The sequence below is a fragment of the Pseudomonas sp. ASL8 genome, from assembly GCF_056680355.1.
In genome coordinates this window covers 5,404,982-5,421,660 of record NZ_CM155278.1, presented here as the reverse complement: position 1 = coordinate 5,421,660, position 16,679 = coordinate 5,404,982, and the positions used below count along the sequence as shown (strand labels likewise).

The 16,679-nt window shown below is 56.4% G+C and carries 17 protein-coding genes; 13 read left to right on the top strand and 4 right to left on the bottom strand.

Annotated elements, in window-relative coordinates; all coding sequences use genetic code 11:
* Positions 1-42: 42 nt before the first annotated feature.
* The gene (locus AC1MEA_RS24835; protein ID WP_219060586.1) at positions 43-846 is read right to left on the bottom strand and encodes a hypothetical protein; all 804 of its coding nucleotides are present in this window, start codon (positions 844-846) and stop codon (positions 43-45) included.
* Positions 847-961: 115 nt separating this feature from the next.
* Positions 962-1,939, bottom strand: coding sequence for an alpha/beta hydrolase (locus tag AC1MEA_RS24830; RefSeq protein WP_480417666.1), 978 nt, complete (start codon positions 1,937-1,939; stop codon positions 962-964).
* Between the two features lie 174 nt (positions 1,940-2,113).
* Here AC1MEA_RS24830 and aroC point away from each other — a divergent pair, with 174 nt between their 5' ends.
* From aroC to AC1MEA_RS24800, 6 genes are all read left to right on the top strand, one after another.
* On the top strand, positions 2,114-3,205 hold the full coding sequence (gene aroC, locus AC1MEA_RS24825) for a chorismate synthase (RefSeq protein ID WP_449633228.1): 1,092 nt from the start codon (positions 2,114-2,116) through the stop codon (positions 3,203-3,205).
* A 61-nt stretch (positions 3,206-3,266) separates the two neighbouring features.
* Positions 3,267-4,406, top strand: coding sequence for an MFS transporter (locus tag AC1MEA_RS24820; protein WP_480918217.1), 1,140 nt, complete (start codon positions 3,267-3,269; stop codon positions 4,404-4,406).
* Positions 4,403-5,017, top strand: coding sequence for a methylthioribulose 1-phosphate dehydratase (locus AC1MEA_RS24815; protein WP_480417665.1), 615 nt, complete (start codon positions 4,403-4,405; stop codon positions 5,015-5,017). The genes AC1MEA_RS24820 and AC1MEA_RS24815 overlap by 4 nt, the downstream gene beginning before the upstream one ends.
* A gap of 12 nt (positions 5,018-5,029) precedes the next feature.
* The gene (locus AC1MEA_RS24810) at positions 5,030-5,575 is read left to right on the top strand and encodes a 1,2-dihydroxy-3-keto-5-methylthiopentene dioxygenase (protein ID WP_480417664.1); all 546 of its coding nucleotides are present in this window, start codon (positions 5,030-5,032) and stop codon (positions 5,573-5,575) included.
* A 15-nt stretch (positions 5,576-5,590) separates the two neighbouring features.
* On the top strand, positions 5,591-6,274 hold the full coding sequence (gene mtnC, locus AC1MEA_RS24805) for an acireductone synthase (protein WP_480417663.1): 684 nt from the start codon (positions 5,591-5,593) through the stop codon (positions 6,272-6,274).
* Between the two features lie 274 nt (positions 6,275-6,548).
* On the top strand, positions 6,549-7,271 hold the full coding sequence (locus AC1MEA_RS24800; RefSeq protein ID WP_480417662.1) for a helix-turn-helix transcriptional regulator: 723 nt from the start codon (positions 6,549-6,551) through the stop codon (positions 7,269-7,271).
* Position 7,272: 1 nt separating this feature from the next.
* Here the strand turns inward: AC1MEA_RS24800 and AC1MEA_RS24795 are convergent, their stop codons facing one another.
* Together AC1MEA_RS24795 and AC1MEA_RS24790 are read right to left on the bottom strand one after the other, a co-directional pair.
* Positions 7,273-8,205 (bottom strand): CgnE/CgnB domain-containing protein, encoded by a 933-nt coding sequence (locus AC1MEA_RS24795; protein WP_480417661.1) that lies wholly within the window; start codon positions 8,203-8,205, stop codon positions 7,273-7,275.
* A gap of 387 nt (positions 8,206-8,592) precedes the next feature.
* Positions 8,593-8,871 carry a DUF3509 domain-containing protein gene (locus AC1MEA_RS24790; protein ID WP_219060594.1) on the bottom strand — a complete coding sequence of 93 codons (279 nt, stop codon included), beginning with the start codon at positions 8,869-8,871 and terminating at the stop codon, positions 8,593-8,595.
* A 433-nt stretch (positions 8,872-9,304) separates the two neighbouring features.
* On the opposite strand from AC1MEA_RS24790, the gene AC1MEA_RS24785 reads away from it, so the two are divergent.
* The 7 genes from AC1MEA_RS24785 (at position 9,305) to AC1MEA_RS24755 (ending at position 16,639) form a co-directional block, all read left to right on the top strand.
* Positions 9,305-11,137 carry a long-chain-acyl-CoA synthetase gene (locus AC1MEA_RS24785; RefSeq protein ID WP_480417660.1) on the top strand — a complete coding sequence of 611 codons (1,833 nt, stop codon included), beginning with the start codon at positions 9,305-9,307 and terminating at the stop codon, positions 11,135-11,137.
* A 100-nt stretch (positions 11,138-11,237) separates the two neighbouring features.
* Positions 11,238-11,774 carry an ankyrin repeat domain-containing protein gene (locus AC1MEA_RS24780; RefSeq protein ID WP_480417659.1) on the top strand — a complete coding sequence of 179 codons (537 nt, stop codon included), beginning with the start codon at positions 11,238-11,240 and terminating at the stop codon, positions 11,772-11,774.
* 112 nt (positions 11,775-11,886) lie between these two features.
* A complete protein-coding gene (locus AC1MEA_RS24775; protein WP_219060597.1) occupies positions 11,887-12,417 on the top strand; it encodes a hypothetical protein in 531 nt (176 codons plus the stop codon).
* A gap of 110 nt (positions 12,418-12,527) precedes the next feature.
* A complete protein-coding gene (locus tag AC1MEA_RS24770; protein ID WP_219060598.1) occupies positions 12,528-12,719 on the top strand; it encodes a PLDc N-terminal domain-containing protein in 192 nt (63 codons plus the stop codon).
* Positions 12,720-12,934: 215 nt separating this feature from the next.
* The gene (speE, locus tag AC1MEA_RS24765; RefSeq protein ID WP_219060599.1) at positions 12,935-13,795 is read left to right on the top strand and encodes a polyamine aminopropyltransferase; all 861 of its coding nucleotides are present in this window, start codon (positions 12,935-12,937) and stop codon (positions 13,793-13,795) included.
* A gap of 380 nt (positions 13,796-14,175) precedes the next feature.
* On the top strand, positions 14,176-16,263 hold the full coding sequence (locus tag AC1MEA_RS24760; protein ID WP_219060600.1) for an LTA synthase family protein: 2,088 nt from the start codon (positions 14,176-14,178) through the stop codon (positions 16,261-16,263).
* A gap of 139 nt (positions 16,264-16,402) precedes the next feature.
* A complete protein-coding gene (locus AC1MEA_RS24755; protein ID WP_480417658.1) occupies positions 16,403-16,639 on the top strand; it encodes a hypothetical protein in 237 nt (78 codons plus the stop codon).
* Positions 16,640-16,679 lie beyond the last annotated feature (40 nt).

Below are 16,679 nucleotides of genomic sequence, written 5' to 3'. Positions count from 1 at the left end.
CGGCGTCGAAGACTCGGTGGGGCCTCCTGACGCAAGGGAAACCTAACGGTGCGTAGCGATCCAGATCAGTAGCCCAGCCTGGAATACCGCGAACGCCACCAGGCAAGCGATGGTGAAGCGCAAGCTGCTGTCTTCGCGTTTGAACCGGGTGACGGCCTCATCCTGCTTGCGCAGTTTGACGTCTTGCTCCTGCAAGTTCTGTTCTGCTTGTTGGAGCATATTGGCGGCGTCGAGAATCTCGACCATCTGGACTTTTTCGCTGTTCCAGGTATTAAGCAGTTCGCCGACGTTCACCGCTTTGACGCTGCCCTTCATGTGTTGGGCATCCTCGTACGTAACGTCGAAGCCCTGAGTGCGCAGGAAGTTATCCCGGCGCAGGCGCGTGTCTTCGTTAAGGGCGTCTTTACTGGCGAGTGCACTTTCGTCGATCTGGTAGTGCGACCATCTTTTTTGTGCCCAGTGAATGCCCTGAGCCATCAGAAAGCGCCCGAGGCCACGATTCCACGGTTCTATCTGCAACCCCGGCTCGGGGCTGAAACGCACCCGATGAGTGGCATGATCGACCCAGACGTCCAGGTGATTTTGCTCTTTGCGTACGCGTTGCGCAGGTAATTGGACGTCCATGCGCAACAGGCTGTGTTCTCTATCGTGGCGCTCGGCACGGCCAAACTGCACGAAGCGCAATGGGCGGCCACCGGTGGCCCGGTCGGTCGGCAGTGGCGCCAGACGCAGCATTTGAAAATGTTCCGGTTGAACGTCCGCCCACGGCAAGCTCGCAGGATCCGGCGCAACGGCTGCGTTTTCGGCTTCAACTTCAGCGTCGGGTGTGGCTTGAGTGTCGGTCATGTCAGCAATCCTGTGGCCCAGGCACCAAGCAGCAAACTCAGTGCCAGCCATCCGCTATCGGCCGTTTTTTACAGGACTGAAGGCGATTGGCCGGTTTGGTTTACAGGCAAGCGTATTACGCGGCAGGCAATGCGCCTATAAAACGCAGGATCCGCGTTGAAAGCTCGCTGGCGAGTGGTAACTGCGGGTCTTTGTAGGAGGCCAACTGGCGTTCAATGTCGTTGGGGACAATGCGCAATACATGGTTCATGCCGTCGATCAGCGCGAGCTCCGCGTCGGGTTTGGCCGCCTGGAGACGCTCGGCATCACCCACCCCCACCTGAATGTCGTTACGACCCTGAATGATCAGCGCCGGAACCTGCAGTTTTCCGAAGGCGGCGGCGGGGTCCTGGCGGAACAACGAAATCAGATACGGCTGCACGCTTGGGCGGAACACCACGTCGAGAGCGGGGGGCACGTTGTCATCGGTGTGGCCGGCCTTAAGCGAGTCGATCAGCTGTTCGCTACGCTGCAGCAAGGGCGGGGGCAATCGGTATTGCAGTTGTTCGCGCAACACTTGATCCACCGGGCGCCCGGTGCCCGCGACAGAAATGACTGCCGCAGCCCCAGCTTGCTCTGCGGCGAGGGCGGCGACCAGTGCGCCTTCGCTATGCCCCAGGAGAACCAGGCGCCCGAGGCGTGGGTCGGTCTTGAGCATTTTCCCCCAGGCCGCTGCGTCGGCGACATAGGCTTCGATGCTCAGGTTGCGCTCATCGGGCGTGGCCGCTTTGCTCGCGGCGACGCCCCGTTTGTCGTAGCGCACGCTGGCGATATTGTGTTTGGCGAGGACTCTCGCCAGAAGCTTCATGCTGTCGTTACGACCGCCGTCGGTATTGTTGCCATCACGGTCGGTGGGACCGGAGCCGGCGATGATCAATACCACGGGGACAGGGGCGTCGGATCTGGGCAGCAACAAGGTGCCAAACAGCTCGCCGGTTCCGGTGTCGAGACTGATGGGACGTTGCAATACGCTGGGTGTGGCTGCCTGGGCAAGGCCTGTCAGCAGGGGCAGGGTCACGGTAATAGCACGAATTAAAGTGGTGACTCGTAACATCGGTAGGCCATCATCTGTTCAAGTGCCGATTGGACGCGTCAACGCGGATAAGGTTCGGCAATACGCTTGAAGGATGAACTACTCAGGCAGCCTGCGTATACTGGCGTGCTTGCGGTTTTTGATTGATAAACAGACCGTTTGATTGTTTTGGCTTATTTTCGCGGAGCGTCCTGCATGTCCGGCAATACCTACGGCAAGCTGTTCACTGTTACCACTGCTGGTGAAAGCCACGGCCCGGCACTGGTCGCTATCGTTGACGGCTGCCCGCCAGGGCTTGAGCTCTCGCTGGAAGACTTGCAGTTCGATCTGGATCGCCGCAAGCCCGGCACGAGCCGCCACACCACGCAACGCCAGGAGGCCGATGAAGTCGAGATCCTCTCTGGTGTGTTCGAAGGCAAGACCACGGGTTGCCCCATCGGCCTGTTGATCCGCAATACGGATCAGAAGTCCAAGGACTACTCGGCAATTCAGGACCTGTTTCGCCCGGCGCACGCCGATTACACCTACCACCACAAGTACGGCCTGCGCGATTACCGCGGCGGCGGTCGCAGTTCGGCCCGTGAAACGGCGATGCGCGTGGCGGCGGGTGCCATCGCCAAGAAGTACCTGGCTAGCCAGGGCATTCAGATTCGCGGTTACATGAGCCAGTTGGGCCCGATTGAAATCCCGTTCAAGACCTGGGAGTCGGTGGACCAGAACGCGTTTTTCTGCCCGGACCCGGACAAAGTGCCGGAGCTTGAGACCTACATGGACCAGCTTCGTCGGGATCAGGACTCAGTCGGCGCCAAGATTACTGTGGTTGCAGAAGGCGTTAAACCGGGGTTGGGCGAGCCGATTTTCGACCGCCTGGACGCCGAACTGGCCCACGCGATGATGAGTATCAATGCGGTCAAGGGTGTGGAGATTGGCGCCGGTTTCGCCAGTGTCGCCCAGCGCGGCACCGAGCATCGCGACGAAATGACGCCACAGGGTTTCCTGTCGAACAACGCCGGCGGCATTCTGGGCGGGATTTCGTCGGGGCAGCCAATTGTCGTCCATCTGGCGCTCAAGCCGACCTCAAGCATTACCACGCCAGGACATTCGATCGATGCCCATGGCAACCCGGTCGACGTCATTACCAAAGGTCGTCACGACCCCTGCGTCGGTATCCGCGCCACGCCCATCGCTGAAGCCATGATGGCCATCGTGTTGATGGACCATTTCCTGCGCAATCGCGGGCAGAACGCCGATGTTCAGGTGTCGACGCCTGTTCTGGGCCAACTGTAATGCTCGACGACGGTGATGCAGCCACGGCGGTTTAGCCGTGGTTTCACTTCCCCAAGGGCAGATACCTTACTGGCGATTGTCCAGTTTCTATCTGTTCTACTTCGCGTTGCTGGGTTCGACGGCGCCGTTTCTGGCGCTGTACTTCGATCATCTGGGGTTTTCCAGCGCACGCATCGGTGAGCTGGTGGCCATCCCCATGCTGATGCGCTGCGTTGCCCCCAATATTTGGGGCTGGCTGGGGGATTACACCGGGCGCCGTCTGGCGATTGTGCGCTTTGGGGCGATCTGTACGCTGCTGACGTTTTCCCTGATCCTGTTCGACAAGAGCTACGCCTGGCTGGCAATGGTCATGGCGTTGCATGCGTTCTTCTGGCACGCCGTATTGCCGCAGTTCGAAGTCATCACCCTGGCCCATCTACAGGGACAGACCGCCCGCTACAGCCAGGTCCGGCTATGGGGTTCCATCGGTTTTATCCTCACGGTGGTGGCGCTGGGCCGGCTGTTCGAGTGGTTCAGCCTGGACGTTTACCCGCAGGCGCTGCTGTTGATCATGGTCGGTATTGTCGCCAGCAGTTGGTGGGTGCCCAACGCGCAACCCGCGCCGTCGACGCACAGGCTGGCCGGTGGTGGCTTTCTCAGACAACTCGCCAGTCCTGGCGTTCTGGCTTTTTACGCCAGCGTTGCATTGATGCAGTTGAGCCACGGCCCTTATTACACCTTCCTGACCCTGCATCTTGAGCATTTGGGCTACAGTCGCGGCCTCATCGGTCTACTCTGGGCATTGGGCGTCGTGGCCGAAGTACTGATGTTTTTGTCGATGAGCCGGATTCTGACGCGGTTTACCCTTCGCCATGTGCTCATGGCGAGCTTTTTACTGGCTGCGTTACGTTGGTTGCTGCTGGGCAATTTCGCCGAACATTTGTCTGTATTGTTGTTTGCCCAGATCCTGCACGCCGCGACGTTCGGCAGTTTTCACGCGGCGGCCATCCATTTTGTACAGCGCAGTTTCGGCCCTGACCAACAGGGCCAAGGCCAGGCGCTGTATGCCGCGCTTGCCGGCACTGGCGGTGCCTTGGGTGCTTTGTATTCTGGTTATAGCTGGAATGTCTTGGGGCCGAACTGGACCTTCAGCATTGCCAGTCTTGCGGCGCTCGCCGCCGCCGTCATGATTGCGACACGAATGAAAGAGGACAGGGCATGACCCGCGAACAACTCGCTCAGGAAATCATCGACGCCGGGCGTTTTTTGTATGGCCGTGGCTGGTCGCCAGCCACCAGCAGTAATTATTCGACACGGCTGTCGGCGACCACCGCGTTACTGACGGTGTCAGGCAAGCATAAAGGTCAGTTGGGCCAGGATGACGTGCTGGTCACCGACCTGTCCGGCAACAGCCTGGAGCCGGGAAAAAAGCCTTCTGCCGAAACCTTGCTGCACACCCAGTTGTATCGCTGTAAGCCTCAGGTAGGCGCAGTGCTGCATACCCATTCAGTCAATGCGACCGTGTTGTCGCGCCTGACGACGGGTGATCGGGTGGTGTTCGAAAATTATGAACTGCAGAAAGCATTTGCGGGCGTGGTGACCCATGAATCAAAGGTTATCGTGCCGATTTTCGAAAATGATCAGGACATTGCCCGATTGGCGGCAAAGGTCCAACCTTGGCTCGACGCCCATCCCGATTGCCCCGGCTACCTGATTCGTGGTCACGGCCTGTACACCTGGGGCGCGCGAATGAGCGATGCATTACGTCAGATCGAAGCGTTTGAATTTTTGTTCGAGTGCGAGCTCAAGACTCGCGCTCTACTGAACCGTTAAGGAATTGCCGTCATGAGCAGCTTGTCCGTTTATCACGTTTCCACTCCTGATTTGCCGAACAAAGTATTGACCCATCTGGAAGACATCGCTTCAACCCTGGCTGAACATGGCGTCGGCTTCGATCGCTGGCAAGCGACGGCACCCGTCACGCCGGGTGCGTCCCAGGAAGAAGTGATTGCTGCGTATCAGGTACAGATCGATAAATTGATGACCGAGCGCGGTTACGTCACGGTGGATGTGATCAGTCTTGACCGCGACCATCCAAAGAAAGCCGAACTGCGCGCGAAGTTTCTTGATGAGCACCAACATGCCGAAGACGAGGTACGGTTCTTCGTGGCCGGACGTGGTTTGTTCACGCTGCACATCGACGACTTTGTGTATGCCGTGCTGTGCGAGAAGAACGATCTGATCTCTGTCCCGGCGGGCACTCGTCATTGGTTCGACATGGGTGAGCATCCGCATTTCGTGGCGATCAGGTTGTTCAACAACCCTGAGGGCTGGGTGGCAACGTTCACCGGCGAACAGATAGCCGACCATTTCCCAAGGCTTGAAGACTAAAGTCCCGGAGTTTCCATGCCCATTAAAGCTGTTCTTACCGATATCGAAGGCACCACCAGCGCGGTAAGTTTCGTGTTTGAGGTGTTGTTCCCTTACGCAGCCAGGCACTTGCCGGACTTTATTCGTCAAGAGGCCACTCAGCCTGCGGTGGCTTTGCAGTTGCAAGCGGTGCGCCAGGAGATCGACGAACCCCAGGCTGATGTCGAGCGTGTGATCGAAGTTTTGCTGGAATGGATTGCTGAAGACCGTAAAGCCACGCCGCTCAAGGCGCTGCAAGGCATGGTCTGGGAGCAGGGCTATCGAGCTGGCCAGTTGAAAGGCCATGTTTACCCGGATGCGGTCGAGGCGCTCAAGCGCTGGCATCAGGAAGGTTATGAGCTGTATGTCTACTCGTCTGGCTCGATTCAGGCTCAACAGCTGATTTTTGGCTGCTCTGAAGCGGGTGATCTGTCGGCGCTTTTCAGCGGCTATTTCGATACGACGTCCGGGCCCAAGCGTGAGCCGCAGTCGTATCGCAGCATTGCTGCAGCAATAGGTCGACCGGCGGATGAGATCCTGTTTCTGTCCGATATCGTCGAAGAACTCGACGCTGCGCAACAAGCGGGCATGCCCACCTGTGGGCTGGTTCGCAATGGCGGCGAGTTGGTTGGACACGCCAATGTCGCCAGTTTTGCGGTGATTGACCTGTCGGCTTTCTAAAAAGCTTTGCTTGACGTCTGCCTGGCTTCCTTGCAAGCCCTTTGACTGCAATTGCCCAGAGTAGAGGGTGATTGCAGTCGATCATACGTCATGACTTTTATTATGATTGTGCGAAGTGTCTGTAGGCGTTTTCTTATTGTCTTGTAAGAAGTGGCTTGTTGGTAAGTAAGTAAACCCTGTTTGTAATGTCTTATATTTTTTAATGCCTTTTACTGTGCAACTCTTTGTCGATCGACTCCCGAATGTTTTATGTCGGGGGTAAAGGGAGATGACCATGGGAAGTGCAGTATCAGTAAACGCCGATTTGACCCAACTCATTCAACAGATGGTGGTCAGCATTACAGAACTCAATGGCGACAAAGCCATCGAAAATGCCTTGGGTTGGTTAAGGTGCCAATGCTCTTGTGATCGGGCCATGCTGTATCAGTTCAAAGGGACAGTGTTGCTGACCTGCATTACTTCTAATGTGGACAGTGTCTGGAGCGACCTCTACCGTCATGGGCGATTGATGATGGACGATCCAGTGATCCGCAATTATCGCGAGCACTTGGGCTTCATGGACTGGGACAATGCGTTCGAACGTCATCCACCGACACCAACCTACAAAGAGGTGGTCCAGGATTACCGACTGATGCCCGGCGCCTCCTACGGCTATTCCAATGAGGCCAGCGTCCAGCAAGGTGTTGTCACCGTGTGTTCACTCAACGCGATGAGCCGCCCGCTCAACGATGAAGACAAGTACCTGTTGAGCAGTCTTGTCCCCATTCTGCATATGGCCGGCAAAGGCCGAAAGCTGCACGCCAAGGCGCTCACCGAAAAAGAGCTGGAAGTACTCAAGTGGGCGCGCGCAGGCAAGACAGCGTGGGAGATCAGCGTTATCCGTGCTATTTCCGAAGCCACGGTGAAGTACCACTTCAAGAGTATTTATTCCAAGTTAGGCGTTTCCAATCGAGCGCAGGCGGTGGGCGAGGCGCTTTGCCAAGGCATTATTAAATGACTCAGCCCAAAGGGGTGGCGACCACGCCCGGCATCAGCATGTCGATGTGATAGCCCTGACGGCCATCCCCCACCGCAATGTGCAGGCCTTCGATGCCTTCGTTGAGTTGGGAGTTGATGCGGTAGTCGATCTTGTCGGCAATGCTGGCGTTGACCCCGAATGCACACTCGGTCAAGTGCAGCCCACGGGGGCCAGTGGCTTCGGTCAGCAATGCACAGTAGTCGCGAGCGTTGACGGTAAAGGACCTGACCTGACTGTCGACGATGATCGCCGTGGCGCCATGGGCAGCGACAGCCTGGGCCAGGCTGACCAACGATTCGATCAATCGGGGTGGGATGGACGGATCATGGTAGCCGCGAGCGCAAAGGATGCCGGAGACATTGAATTCGCCATCAAGGATGAAGGTTCGAGGTTCATCCGGGTCCATGTGGGTGTAATGGACTTCCAGCAACTCAGCCAGCGGGAATATATAAAAGCCCCTGGACGCCTGAATGTCTTCCTCGATCATCGCGTACGGCGCGGCCTCATTAACGATGCGCAATGTACCGCGTGTGTTGTCCCCGGTCAGGCGCAACACGTGATGCTCATCGAGCAGCGACAGCAATTGCTCCTGCTTGCGCATGGCCAGGCGATAGTCGCTGGAACAGATTAGGTCGAGGGTGTAGATCCCGCTTTTCAGCGAGGGGTCGAATGCATGAGCCTGGGTATACAGCGTCTGCCCTGATTGGCAGCGGGCCGCCAGTTGTTGCAGCGATTCGGTTGCTTCTCTGCTGAACGTGATGCACACACTGTTGGCAGGCAGACTGCTGAGTTCGTTGATCAACAGGGCATTGATTGATTGATGTTGTGCGTGGGCAATCAGTGCGCTGGAGTCTGTCAGTAAACTGATATCGTGTGAGCCAAAAAAGTGTTCGAGGTGTTTTAAGTTATTCATTGTTATGTACTCGGCCGTTAAAAAAAACATGCCATGGCGATAGCGTCATGGCATGCCTGATTGCGTTAAGCGGTTATACACATCACCACTTGGTCAGCGGGTAATAGCCGAAGGTGTTCTGTTGAGTGGGTTTGATGCGCTTGAGTGTTTGCGTGTTCATACGGTTTACCTGTTAGTTAAGTATCAGGTACGTCATGTACCTGGCAGGGAAACCTTATGATGAATGTGACACGAATAAAACTATCCGGTCGGGCAGGTGCGCAGTGTTCAGGAAGGGTATTAACTGTTGCGGTGGGCCTCTATGGGTGCGCACATGCAACAAGGCCGTGGACGCTGAATGTGCGCCTACGGCCTTGTTCGCTAATGCTTATGCCGCGCTGAATGGACTCAGCGTGCGTAGTAGGTCGGCAGATCGAAGCGGTGCTGACTCTGCAGCATGGAGAGTGCTGGCAATTCACTGGCTTGTGCAGCCAGGTCTCGGCGAATCGCGCTGATCACCCACTGCAGCTGCACGGCGGTGTGCAGTTGAGCGTAGGACACCGAACGACGGATCTGCTTGCCTTCGCTGTTGCGCAAACTCAGCAACACTCCGCCATCTGGACGGGCTTGGGTGGTGACTTCGAACTCGGAAAATACGGATGCAAATTTTTCTTGAATGAAAGTCATGTCTAGCGGCTCCATTGCTCATGGGATAACAAGCGTGGAGTGATTAGTGCAGTGTCTGTGCCAGTCTCGGACTTTGTATAATACTCAACAAAATCAATAGCTTAAAAAAACTCATGTTTTTTTGAATCGTGCAAAGTGCATGAATGGCTATCGAGCATCCTGCATTTTGCCGGGAATACAGGGGCGATGAAGTTTGGCGGAGGTTCTAACGATCAGCAGTTTTATGAGGCGTGCTGAGGCTAGGACAGCGGTCAGGTGGATTAATCCCATCCATGCGCCAACGCTTTATGTAGGGAGATACAAAACTTTTCAAATTCATCGTGTACACCCTTTGAACGGCTGACGTACTTTCTTTGAAGTTGCGGCAGGGATGTCACCGCAACGCTCGCGCCTAAAACAAAAAATAGAATCACGCGGCTACGAAGGGGCAACCATGAGTCATAGCGACATGATCACGTGGGCCATGATGGCCCGTAAGCTTCCTTCGATTGCCAGGGCGCTGCCACGGGTGATCAAGGGCATGAAAATGTCCAATGTCACCAGGGCCGATCAGCCGTGTGGCCTGGGCTGGACTTTTGAACGCGCGGTGTTGCGCAACCCGCAGGGCCCGGCACTCCTTTATAAAGACTGCGTATTCACTTACGAGCAGGTCAATCAATGGGCCAATCGCATCGCCCATCACCTGATCGGTCAAGGCCTCTGCAAGGGGGATGTGGTCGGGATTTTCATCGAAAATCGTCCTGAGCTATTGGTGCATGTGCTGGCCGTGGCCAAAATCGGTGGCGTGTGCGCGATGCTCAACACCTCGCAAACTCAGGGTGTGTTGGTGCACAGCCTGAATCTGGTGAAGCCGCTGGCGATTATCGTCGGCGAGGAATTGGTGGCGGTTTACGATGCCGTGCGCACCGAGGTCGCCATCGACGCGGGTAAAACCTTCTTCGTCGCCGATCAGGACACCAGCAGGGATGCAGGGCAGGCCCCGGAGGGCTACATCAATCTGGCGCGGGTCAGCGCTGAGGAATCCCCGGCAAACCCGATAACCACCCAGCGCATCTACTTCAATGATGCGTGCTTTTATATCTACACGTCCGGCACCACCGGTTTGCCCAAGGCCGGAATCTTCAAGCACGGTCGCTGGATGAAAACTTACGGTGGTTTCGGCATGATCGCGTTGGATATGCAACCTGACGACATTGTTTATTGCACCTTGCCGCTGTATCACGCTACCGGCCTGAATGTGTGCTGGGGCTCGGCGGTGTGCGGTGCGTCGGGTTTTGCGATTCGGCGCAAGTTCAGTGCGAGTCAATTCTGGAGTGATACGCGAAAGTTCAAGGCGACCACGATTGGTTATGTTGGCGAACTGTGCCGCTATCTGATGGACCACCCGGAGCAAAATAACGACGCGGACAATCCAGTGCGCAAGATGATCGGTAATGGTCTGCGTCCCGGGGTCTGGGCCTCGTTCAAAAATCGCTTCGCTGTCGACCATGTCTGCGAGCTGTACGCGGCCAGTGATGGCAATATCGGCTTCACCAATGTCCTCAACTTCGACAACACCGTTGGCTTTTCCCTTCAAGCCTGGACGTTGGTGGAGTACGCCCATGAAAGTGGCGCGCCCATCCGTAACGCTGATGGCTTCATGCAGAGGATCGGGAAGGGAGGGCAGGGGTTGCTGCTGGCGAAGATCGATGAAAAAGCACCGCTGGATGGCTACACCGATCCTGAGAAAAACCAGAAAGTGATCCTCTGTGACGTGTTCGAAAAGGGTGATCGGTACTTCGACACCGGGGATCTGCTGCGTGATATCGGTTTTGGTCATGTGCAATTTGTCGACCGGCTGGGCGATACCTATCGCTGGAAGGGCGAAAACGTATCGACCACCGAGGTCGAGAACATCATGCTTCAACACCCTAAAATTTCTGAAGTCGTGGCGTACGGTGTCGAGATCATGAACACCAATGGTCGCGCCGGAATGGCGGCGATCACCCCGGCAGAGTCGCTGGCGACCCTGGACTTTCAGGAGTTGCTGCAGTTCGCGAAAAGTCAGATGCCGTCCTACGCAGTACCCGTGTTCCTGCGCGTGAAGGTCAAGATGGAAACCACGGGTACCTTCAAGTACCAGAAGACCCGACTGAAGAACGAGGCCTTTGACCCCAGCAAAACCGGGGATGATCCGGTTTACGCCTGGTTACCGGGTTCAGACACCTATGTGCCGGTAACGCCCGATGTGCTGCGGGATATCCATGCTGGCAAGTTCCGCTATTGAATTTGGCTATGGACCACATACCTTGACCCTGGGCGGGCAGCTCTGGAAACTGGCTGGCATTAGTTGATTCCAACTGCCTGCGCCGTTCAAGGAGTACACCATGTCAGATCATTCCAAACCGGCTGTCGATGCCACATTAATGACCGATGACGAGGCCCTGGAGTTTGCCGAGCAGGTATTTGATGTTGCACGCAAAGGCGACGCATTGATGCTTGGGCGTCTACTGGAAAAAGGTCTTACCCCCAATTTGCGCAACCACAAGGGCGACACCTTGTTGATGCTGGCCAGCTACCACGGTCATCTGGACAGCGTTCGGGTGTTATTGGACTTTAAGGCTGATCCTGAAATTCGTAACGACAACGGTCAGAGCCCCATTGCCGGTGCGGCGTTCAAGGGTGACCTGCCTGTGGTCAAACTGCTGGTCGAAAATGGCGCCGACGTCGAAGGCGCTTCTGCGGACGGGCGTACCGCACTCATGATGGCGGCCATGTTCAACCGCACCGCAATCGTCGATTACCTGCTTTCTAAAGGCGCCAACCCTCATGCGCAGGATGCCAACGGCGTCACCCCATTGGCCGCTGCGCAAACCATGGGCGCCGTGGACACTGCCGAGCAATTGAGCAAGCTCAACGGCTGATCGTTCCGGGGGAGCGTTAATCAAGGCCTTACCAATAGAGCCCCGACGGATTTCCAGCTATCCTTCGCGCCTTGTTTTCGCGCCCCCTATTCGCCTATTGTCAGGACAGCCCATGAAGAACCAACTCATAGAATTAATCAGCAAAATCAGTTCGGGTTGCATGGGCGAGGAAGAAATCGCGCACATCGCCGCTGAGGCCGCCCAGGCCTACGCCGATCCCCAAGCGTTTCTCGCGGCCAACCCTGACATCAACTACGACGACAGCTTCCCCATCCCGTTGGGCGAATGGGTCGTGGTTGGCAGCTTGCCGGAGACCGTATTGTTTCAGGCCGACAGTTACATGGACCTGTTCGCACAGATCGTTGAATCCTTCGGTCAGGAAGTGACCTTCAACATCAAACCCAAGCAATTGGCCAAGACCGAAGCATTGACCGCTCTCAACCGTATTCAGATTCAACTGAGCAGCATGAATAGGGAGAAGGGCGGTTACGTACTGATGAACCTCAGCCAGCCATTGGACGATGAACTGCAAGCGGTGCTGGTCTATGGTCAGGATCAGGATCGGGTGATCGAGTTGTCGGCGGCGGTGGGCATCACGGCAGCGCCTTCACTGGAAGCCCTGCGCATTGCCTTGCATGTTTGATCGGCGCATGACTGTGGTCCGTGGGCGCGAAAAATAAGATGCTGGCGAAATGGAACCCTCTCTGCGCGCAACTATCCTAAGCAGAGAAGTATTCAATTAGGAGCAACACCATGGGTTCCACGTTTAATGGTCTGGTCGGTCTGATCATCCTTGCCCTGGATATCTGGGCAATCCTCAATGTATTGAAAAGCGGCGCCGAAACAGGGATGAAGATCCTGTGGGTATTGCTGATTGTGCTGCTACCGGTTTTGGGCTTGATCATCTGGGCGATTGCCGGGCCGCGCGGTAACGTGCGCCTCTGACCCGTTTGACCTGACGCTGACGTACCCATAAAGCGCCTGACTGCTGATTGCAGTCAGGCGCTTTTTGTTTTTCAGGCCCTGGCAGCATGGGCTGATCAATAGAGGTTCGACCTGTCATCTTCTGCGACGTAGAATGCCCGCCTTTCTCAGGGGCAGCGCTTTTACTAAAAGCGGCTCACTGTCCGTTGCTATCAGCATCCACCAGGGGGTTACCCATGAGCGATTACCAAGAGACGTTGTATGAAGGTTACGGCCAGCGCTTCCGTATGGAAAAACTGCTGCACGAAGTGCGCACCGAGCATCAACATCTGGTGATCTTCGAGAACCCGCGCATGGGCCGGGTCATGGCGCTCGACGGCGTTATCCAGACCACTGAAGCCGATGAGTTCATCTACCACGAGATGCTCACTCACGTACCGATCCTCGCCCACGGCGCCGCCAAACGCGTGCTGATTATTGGTGGCGGCGATGGCGGCATGTTGCGCGAAGTTGCCAAGCATCGCAGCATCGAACACATCACCATGGTTGAAATCGATGGCACCGTGGTCGAGATGTGCAAGCAGTTCTTGCCGAACCACTCGAAAGGCGCTTTTGAAGATTCGCGCCTGAATCTGGTGATCGATGACGGTATGCGCTTCGTGGCGACCACCGAAGAAAAGTTCGACATCATCATTTCCGACTCCACCGATCCGATTGGCCCGGGCGAAGTGTTGTTCTCCGAAAACTTCTACGAGGCCTGCCGCCGCTGCCTGAACGAAGGCGGCATTCTGGTCACCCAGAACGGCACGCCTTTCATGCAGTTGACCGAAGTGCAGACCACCGCCGGTCGCCTGCGCAGCCTGTTCCCGGACTGGCACTTCTACCAGGCCGCGATCCCGACTTACATCGGCGGCGCCATGACCTTCGCGTGGGGCGCAACCAATACTGACTACCGCAAACTGCCTTTGGAGACGTTACGTCAGCGTTTCGCCGGCAGCGGTATCGTGACGCGCTATTACAATCCTGAAATCCATATCGGTGCCTTTGCATTGCCGCAGTATGTTTTGCAGGCAGTCAACAAGCCAAGCAACGACTGAGTCGCTACGCCGTCTGACAGCAGTGCTGTTGATGGCGATAGAGGTGCGACGGGGCACTGTCAGGCAAAACGTCAGTGCCTTTCGTCCCAGAACTGCCGGGTCAGTTCACGGAGAGTGGATGCCCTCCATTACGTGACTGACCTGCAGGCCCAGACGTTCCAACAAGCAGGTTCTTGGCATCTCTGCTTACATATCTGCAGGGTCAAGCGACGAAATTTTCACGCCTTGTCACAGAAAATCACGCGCGCTTATCTGTCCTGCCGTCGCGCCAACCCTTGTCGCAGCGTGGCAGCGACTCAATATTTTACAGGCGCCGCCGTCGACGATGAGGCGCGCGTGCATTTGAACTTCAACCTGAATCCAACGGATCCTAGAACACCATGGCCAAACCGGACGCCCTGAGTCATCAGCACGCCTCGTCGCGCTTGCTGCAACCCACCGTCAAATCACATCTGGCTTACACGCTGCTGAGCGGTTTGGTCTTGATGGTGATGTACAGCCTGCTGCGAGTCGCGCTGCTGGTTTATAACCGCGAAATGATTGGCGAAACCCCGGCGTCGACGTTTATCGAGGCCATGGGCAACGGCCTGCGCTTCGACTTGCGCCTGACGGTGTACCTGATTATCCCGATGCTGCTGGTCCTGTTCAGCTCCAGGCTGATGGCTGTGCGTTGGCTGTTTCGTACCTGGTTGACGCTTGCGGCCAGTGCCACGATGTTCCTCGGCCTGATGGAAATGGACTTCTACCGTGAATTCCATCAACGCCTGAACGGGCTGGTGTTCCAGTACGTCAAGGAAGACCCGAAAACAGTACTAAGCATGCTTTGGTATGGTTTTCCGGTGGGGCGCTACCTGTTGGCGTGGGCCGCAGCCACCTGGCTCCTGAGCCAGGCCTTCAAGGGTGTGGACCGTCTGACTCGCACACGTCGCCAGCTTGATGTCAGCACGAGCAGCAACCGCTCGGTCGCACCGTGGTACCTGCGTATCGGCGTACTGATGGTCTGCCTGATGATTACGGTCGTCGCCGCCCGCGGCACCCTGCGTCAGGGACCGCCGTTGCGTTGGGGCGATGCTTACACCACTAATTCGAACTTCGCTAACCAGTTGGGCCTCAATGGCACCTTATCGCTGATCGCTGCGGCCAAGAGCCTGACGTCCGATCAACGCGCCAATATCTGGAAGGCCACGCTGCCGCAACCGTTGGCGCAACAGACTGTGCGCGACATGTTGCTGACCCCGAGTGACAAGCTGGTTGATCCCGACACGGCTGTTGTACGCCGCGACTCCTTGCCGCCAGTGGAAAAAACACTGCCGATTCGCAACGTGGTGGTGATTCTGATGGAAAGCTTCGCCGGTCATTCGGTGGGGGCTTTGGGCAGCGATGCCAACATCACGCCATACTTCGACAAGCTGTCCAAGGAAGGCCTGCTGTTCGACCGCTTCTTCTCCAATGGCACGCACACCCACCAGGGCATGTTCGCGACCATGGCCTGCTTCCCTAATCTGCCAGGCTTTGAATACCTGATGCAGACCCCGGAAGGCAGCCACAAACTGTCGGGTCTGCCGCAGCTTCTAAGCGCCCGCAAATACGATGATGTCTACGTCTACAACGGCGATTTCGCCTGGGACAACCAGTCTGGTTTCTTCAGCAACCAGGGCATGACCACGTTCATCGGCCGTAATGACTTCGTCAATCCAGTGTTCTCGGATCCGACGTGGGGTGTGTCCGACCAGGACATGTTCGACAGAGGCGCTCAGGAGCTGAAAGCGCGCGAGGGTGGAAAGCCTTTCTATGCGTTGTTGCAAACCCTGTCCAACCACACACCTTACGCTTTGCCGGCAGAGTTGCCAGTCGAGCGGGTTACCGGGCATGGCACGCTGGATGAGCATTTGACGGCCATGCGTTATGCCGACTGGGCGCTGGGGCAATTCTTCGAGAAAGCGCGTAAAGAGCCTTACTTCAAGGACACTCTGTTCATTGTTGTCGGGGATCATGGCTTCGGCAACGATCAGCAAGTCACCGAAATGGACCTTGGGCGCTTTAACGTACCTATGTTGATGATCGGTCCTGGTGTCCAGGAAAAATTCGGTCAACGCAGCAGTATTGTTGGTACCCAGATCGATATCGTGCCGACCATCATGGGTCGTTTGGGCGGCGAATCGCGTAACCAATGCTGGGGTCGTGACTTGCTGAACCTGCCTGAAGGCGATAAAGGTTTTGGCGTGATCAAACCATCGGGAGGAGAGTTGACCGTCGCGCTGGTGACCGGCGATCGCATCCTGATCGAGCCCAAAGAGATGGAACCTCGCGTGTATCAATATGAGCTGGGCGCCAAGCCCCACGCGGAGCTGATGCCTCAACAAGCTGATTTGCCACAGCTAAGGCTGAAGCTGGAAAGCTTCCTGCAAACCGCAACCAAAAGCCTGATGGACAATACCGCGGGCGTGGTCGACAACAAGCCGCACTAAGCGAGCGGCGCACTAAAAAAGAGGCCCTTACCGGCCTCTTTTTTTGTCCGCTCGGCAGCCAAAACAGTGGAACGAATACTGGATTTTCAGGGTCCAGATTATGTAAGCCGCTTTCTTCGGCTTCGCTGAGGAGACATAGATGAAACAGTGGACCATTACTTATCTTGATAAAGACGGCGTCCGACAAAGCCTTGAGTTTGGCAGTGAGCAACGGCCAGATCTGGAGACAGCGGCAGACTACCTGCGCGAGGTTTTGTACCCCGTGGTCGATAAACTTGATCTGAACGACCTTGACGGCCGGGCACCCGAGCCGACGGTAAAATCCCTGAAGGCACTGAACAGCGTGCAAATTATCTCGGTCACTGAAACTCCTTGAATTATACCTTTGGCCATTGCTTGATCTGCCATTTGGCACA

Excerpts from the sequence above, each read along its gene's own strand:
- AC1MEA_RS24835 (WP_219060586.1), bottom strand. The coding sequence starts at position 846 with ATGACCGACACTCAAGCCACACCCGACGCTGAAGTTGAAGCCGAAAAC.
- AC1MEA_RS24830 (WP_480417666.1), bottom strand. The coding sequence starts at position 1,939 with ATGTTACGAGTCACCACTTTAATTCGTGCTATTACCGTGACCCTGCCC.
- aroC (WP_449633228.1), top strand. The coding sequence starts at position 2,114 with ATGTCCGGCAATACCTACGGCAAGCTGTTCACTGTTACCACTGCTGGT.
- AC1MEA_RS24815 (WP_480417665.1), top strand. The coding sequence starts at position 4,403 with ATGACCCGCGAACAACTCGCTCAGGAAATCATCGACGCCGGGCGTTTT.
- AC1MEA_RS24810 (WP_480417664.1), top strand. The coding sequence starts at position 5,030 with ATGAGCAGCTTGTCCGTTTATCACGTTTCCACTCCTGATTTGCCGAAC.
- mtnC (WP_480417663.1), top strand. The coding sequence starts at position 5,591 with ATGCCCATTAAAGCTGTTCTTACCGATATCGAAGGCACCACCAGCGCG.
- AC1MEA_RS24800 (WP_480417662.1), top strand. The coding sequence starts at position 6,549 with ATGGGAAGTGCAGTATCAGTAAACGCCGATTTGACCCAACTCATTCAA.
- AC1MEA_RS24795 (WP_480417661.1), bottom strand. The coding sequence starts at position 8,205 with ATGAATAACTTAAAACACCTCGAACACTTTTTTGGCTCACACGATATC.
- AC1MEA_RS24790 (WP_219060594.1), bottom strand. The coding sequence starts at position 8,871 with ATGACTTTCATTCAAGAAAAATTTGCATCCGTATTTTCCGAGTTCGAA.
- AC1MEA_RS24785 (WP_480417660.1), top strand. The coding sequence starts at position 9,305 with ATGAGTCATAGCGACATGATCACGTGGGCCATGATGGCCCGTAAGCTT.
- AC1MEA_RS24780 (WP_480417659.1), top strand. The coding sequence starts at position 11,238 with ATGTCAGATCATTCCAAACCGGCTGTCGATGCCACATTAATGACCGAT.
- AC1MEA_RS24775 (WP_219060597.1), top strand. The coding sequence starts at position 11,887 with ATGAAGAACCAACTCATAGAATTAATCAGCAAAATCAGTTCGGGTTGC.
- AC1MEA_RS24770 (WP_219060598.1), top strand. The coding sequence starts at position 12,528 with ATGGGTTCCACGTTTAATGGTCTGGTCGGTCTGATCATCCTTGCCCTG.
- speE (WP_219060599.1), top strand. The coding sequence starts at position 12,935 with ATGAGCGATTACCAAGAGACGTTGTATGAAGGTTACGGCCAGCGCTTC.
- AC1MEA_RS24760 (WP_219060600.1), top strand. The coding sequence starts at position 14,176 with ATGGCCAAACCGGACGCCCTGAGTCATCAGCACGCCTCGTCGCGCTTG.
- AC1MEA_RS24755 (WP_480417658.1), top strand. The coding sequence starts at position 16,403 with ATGAAACAGTGGACCATTACTTATCTTGATAAAGACGGCGTCCGACAA.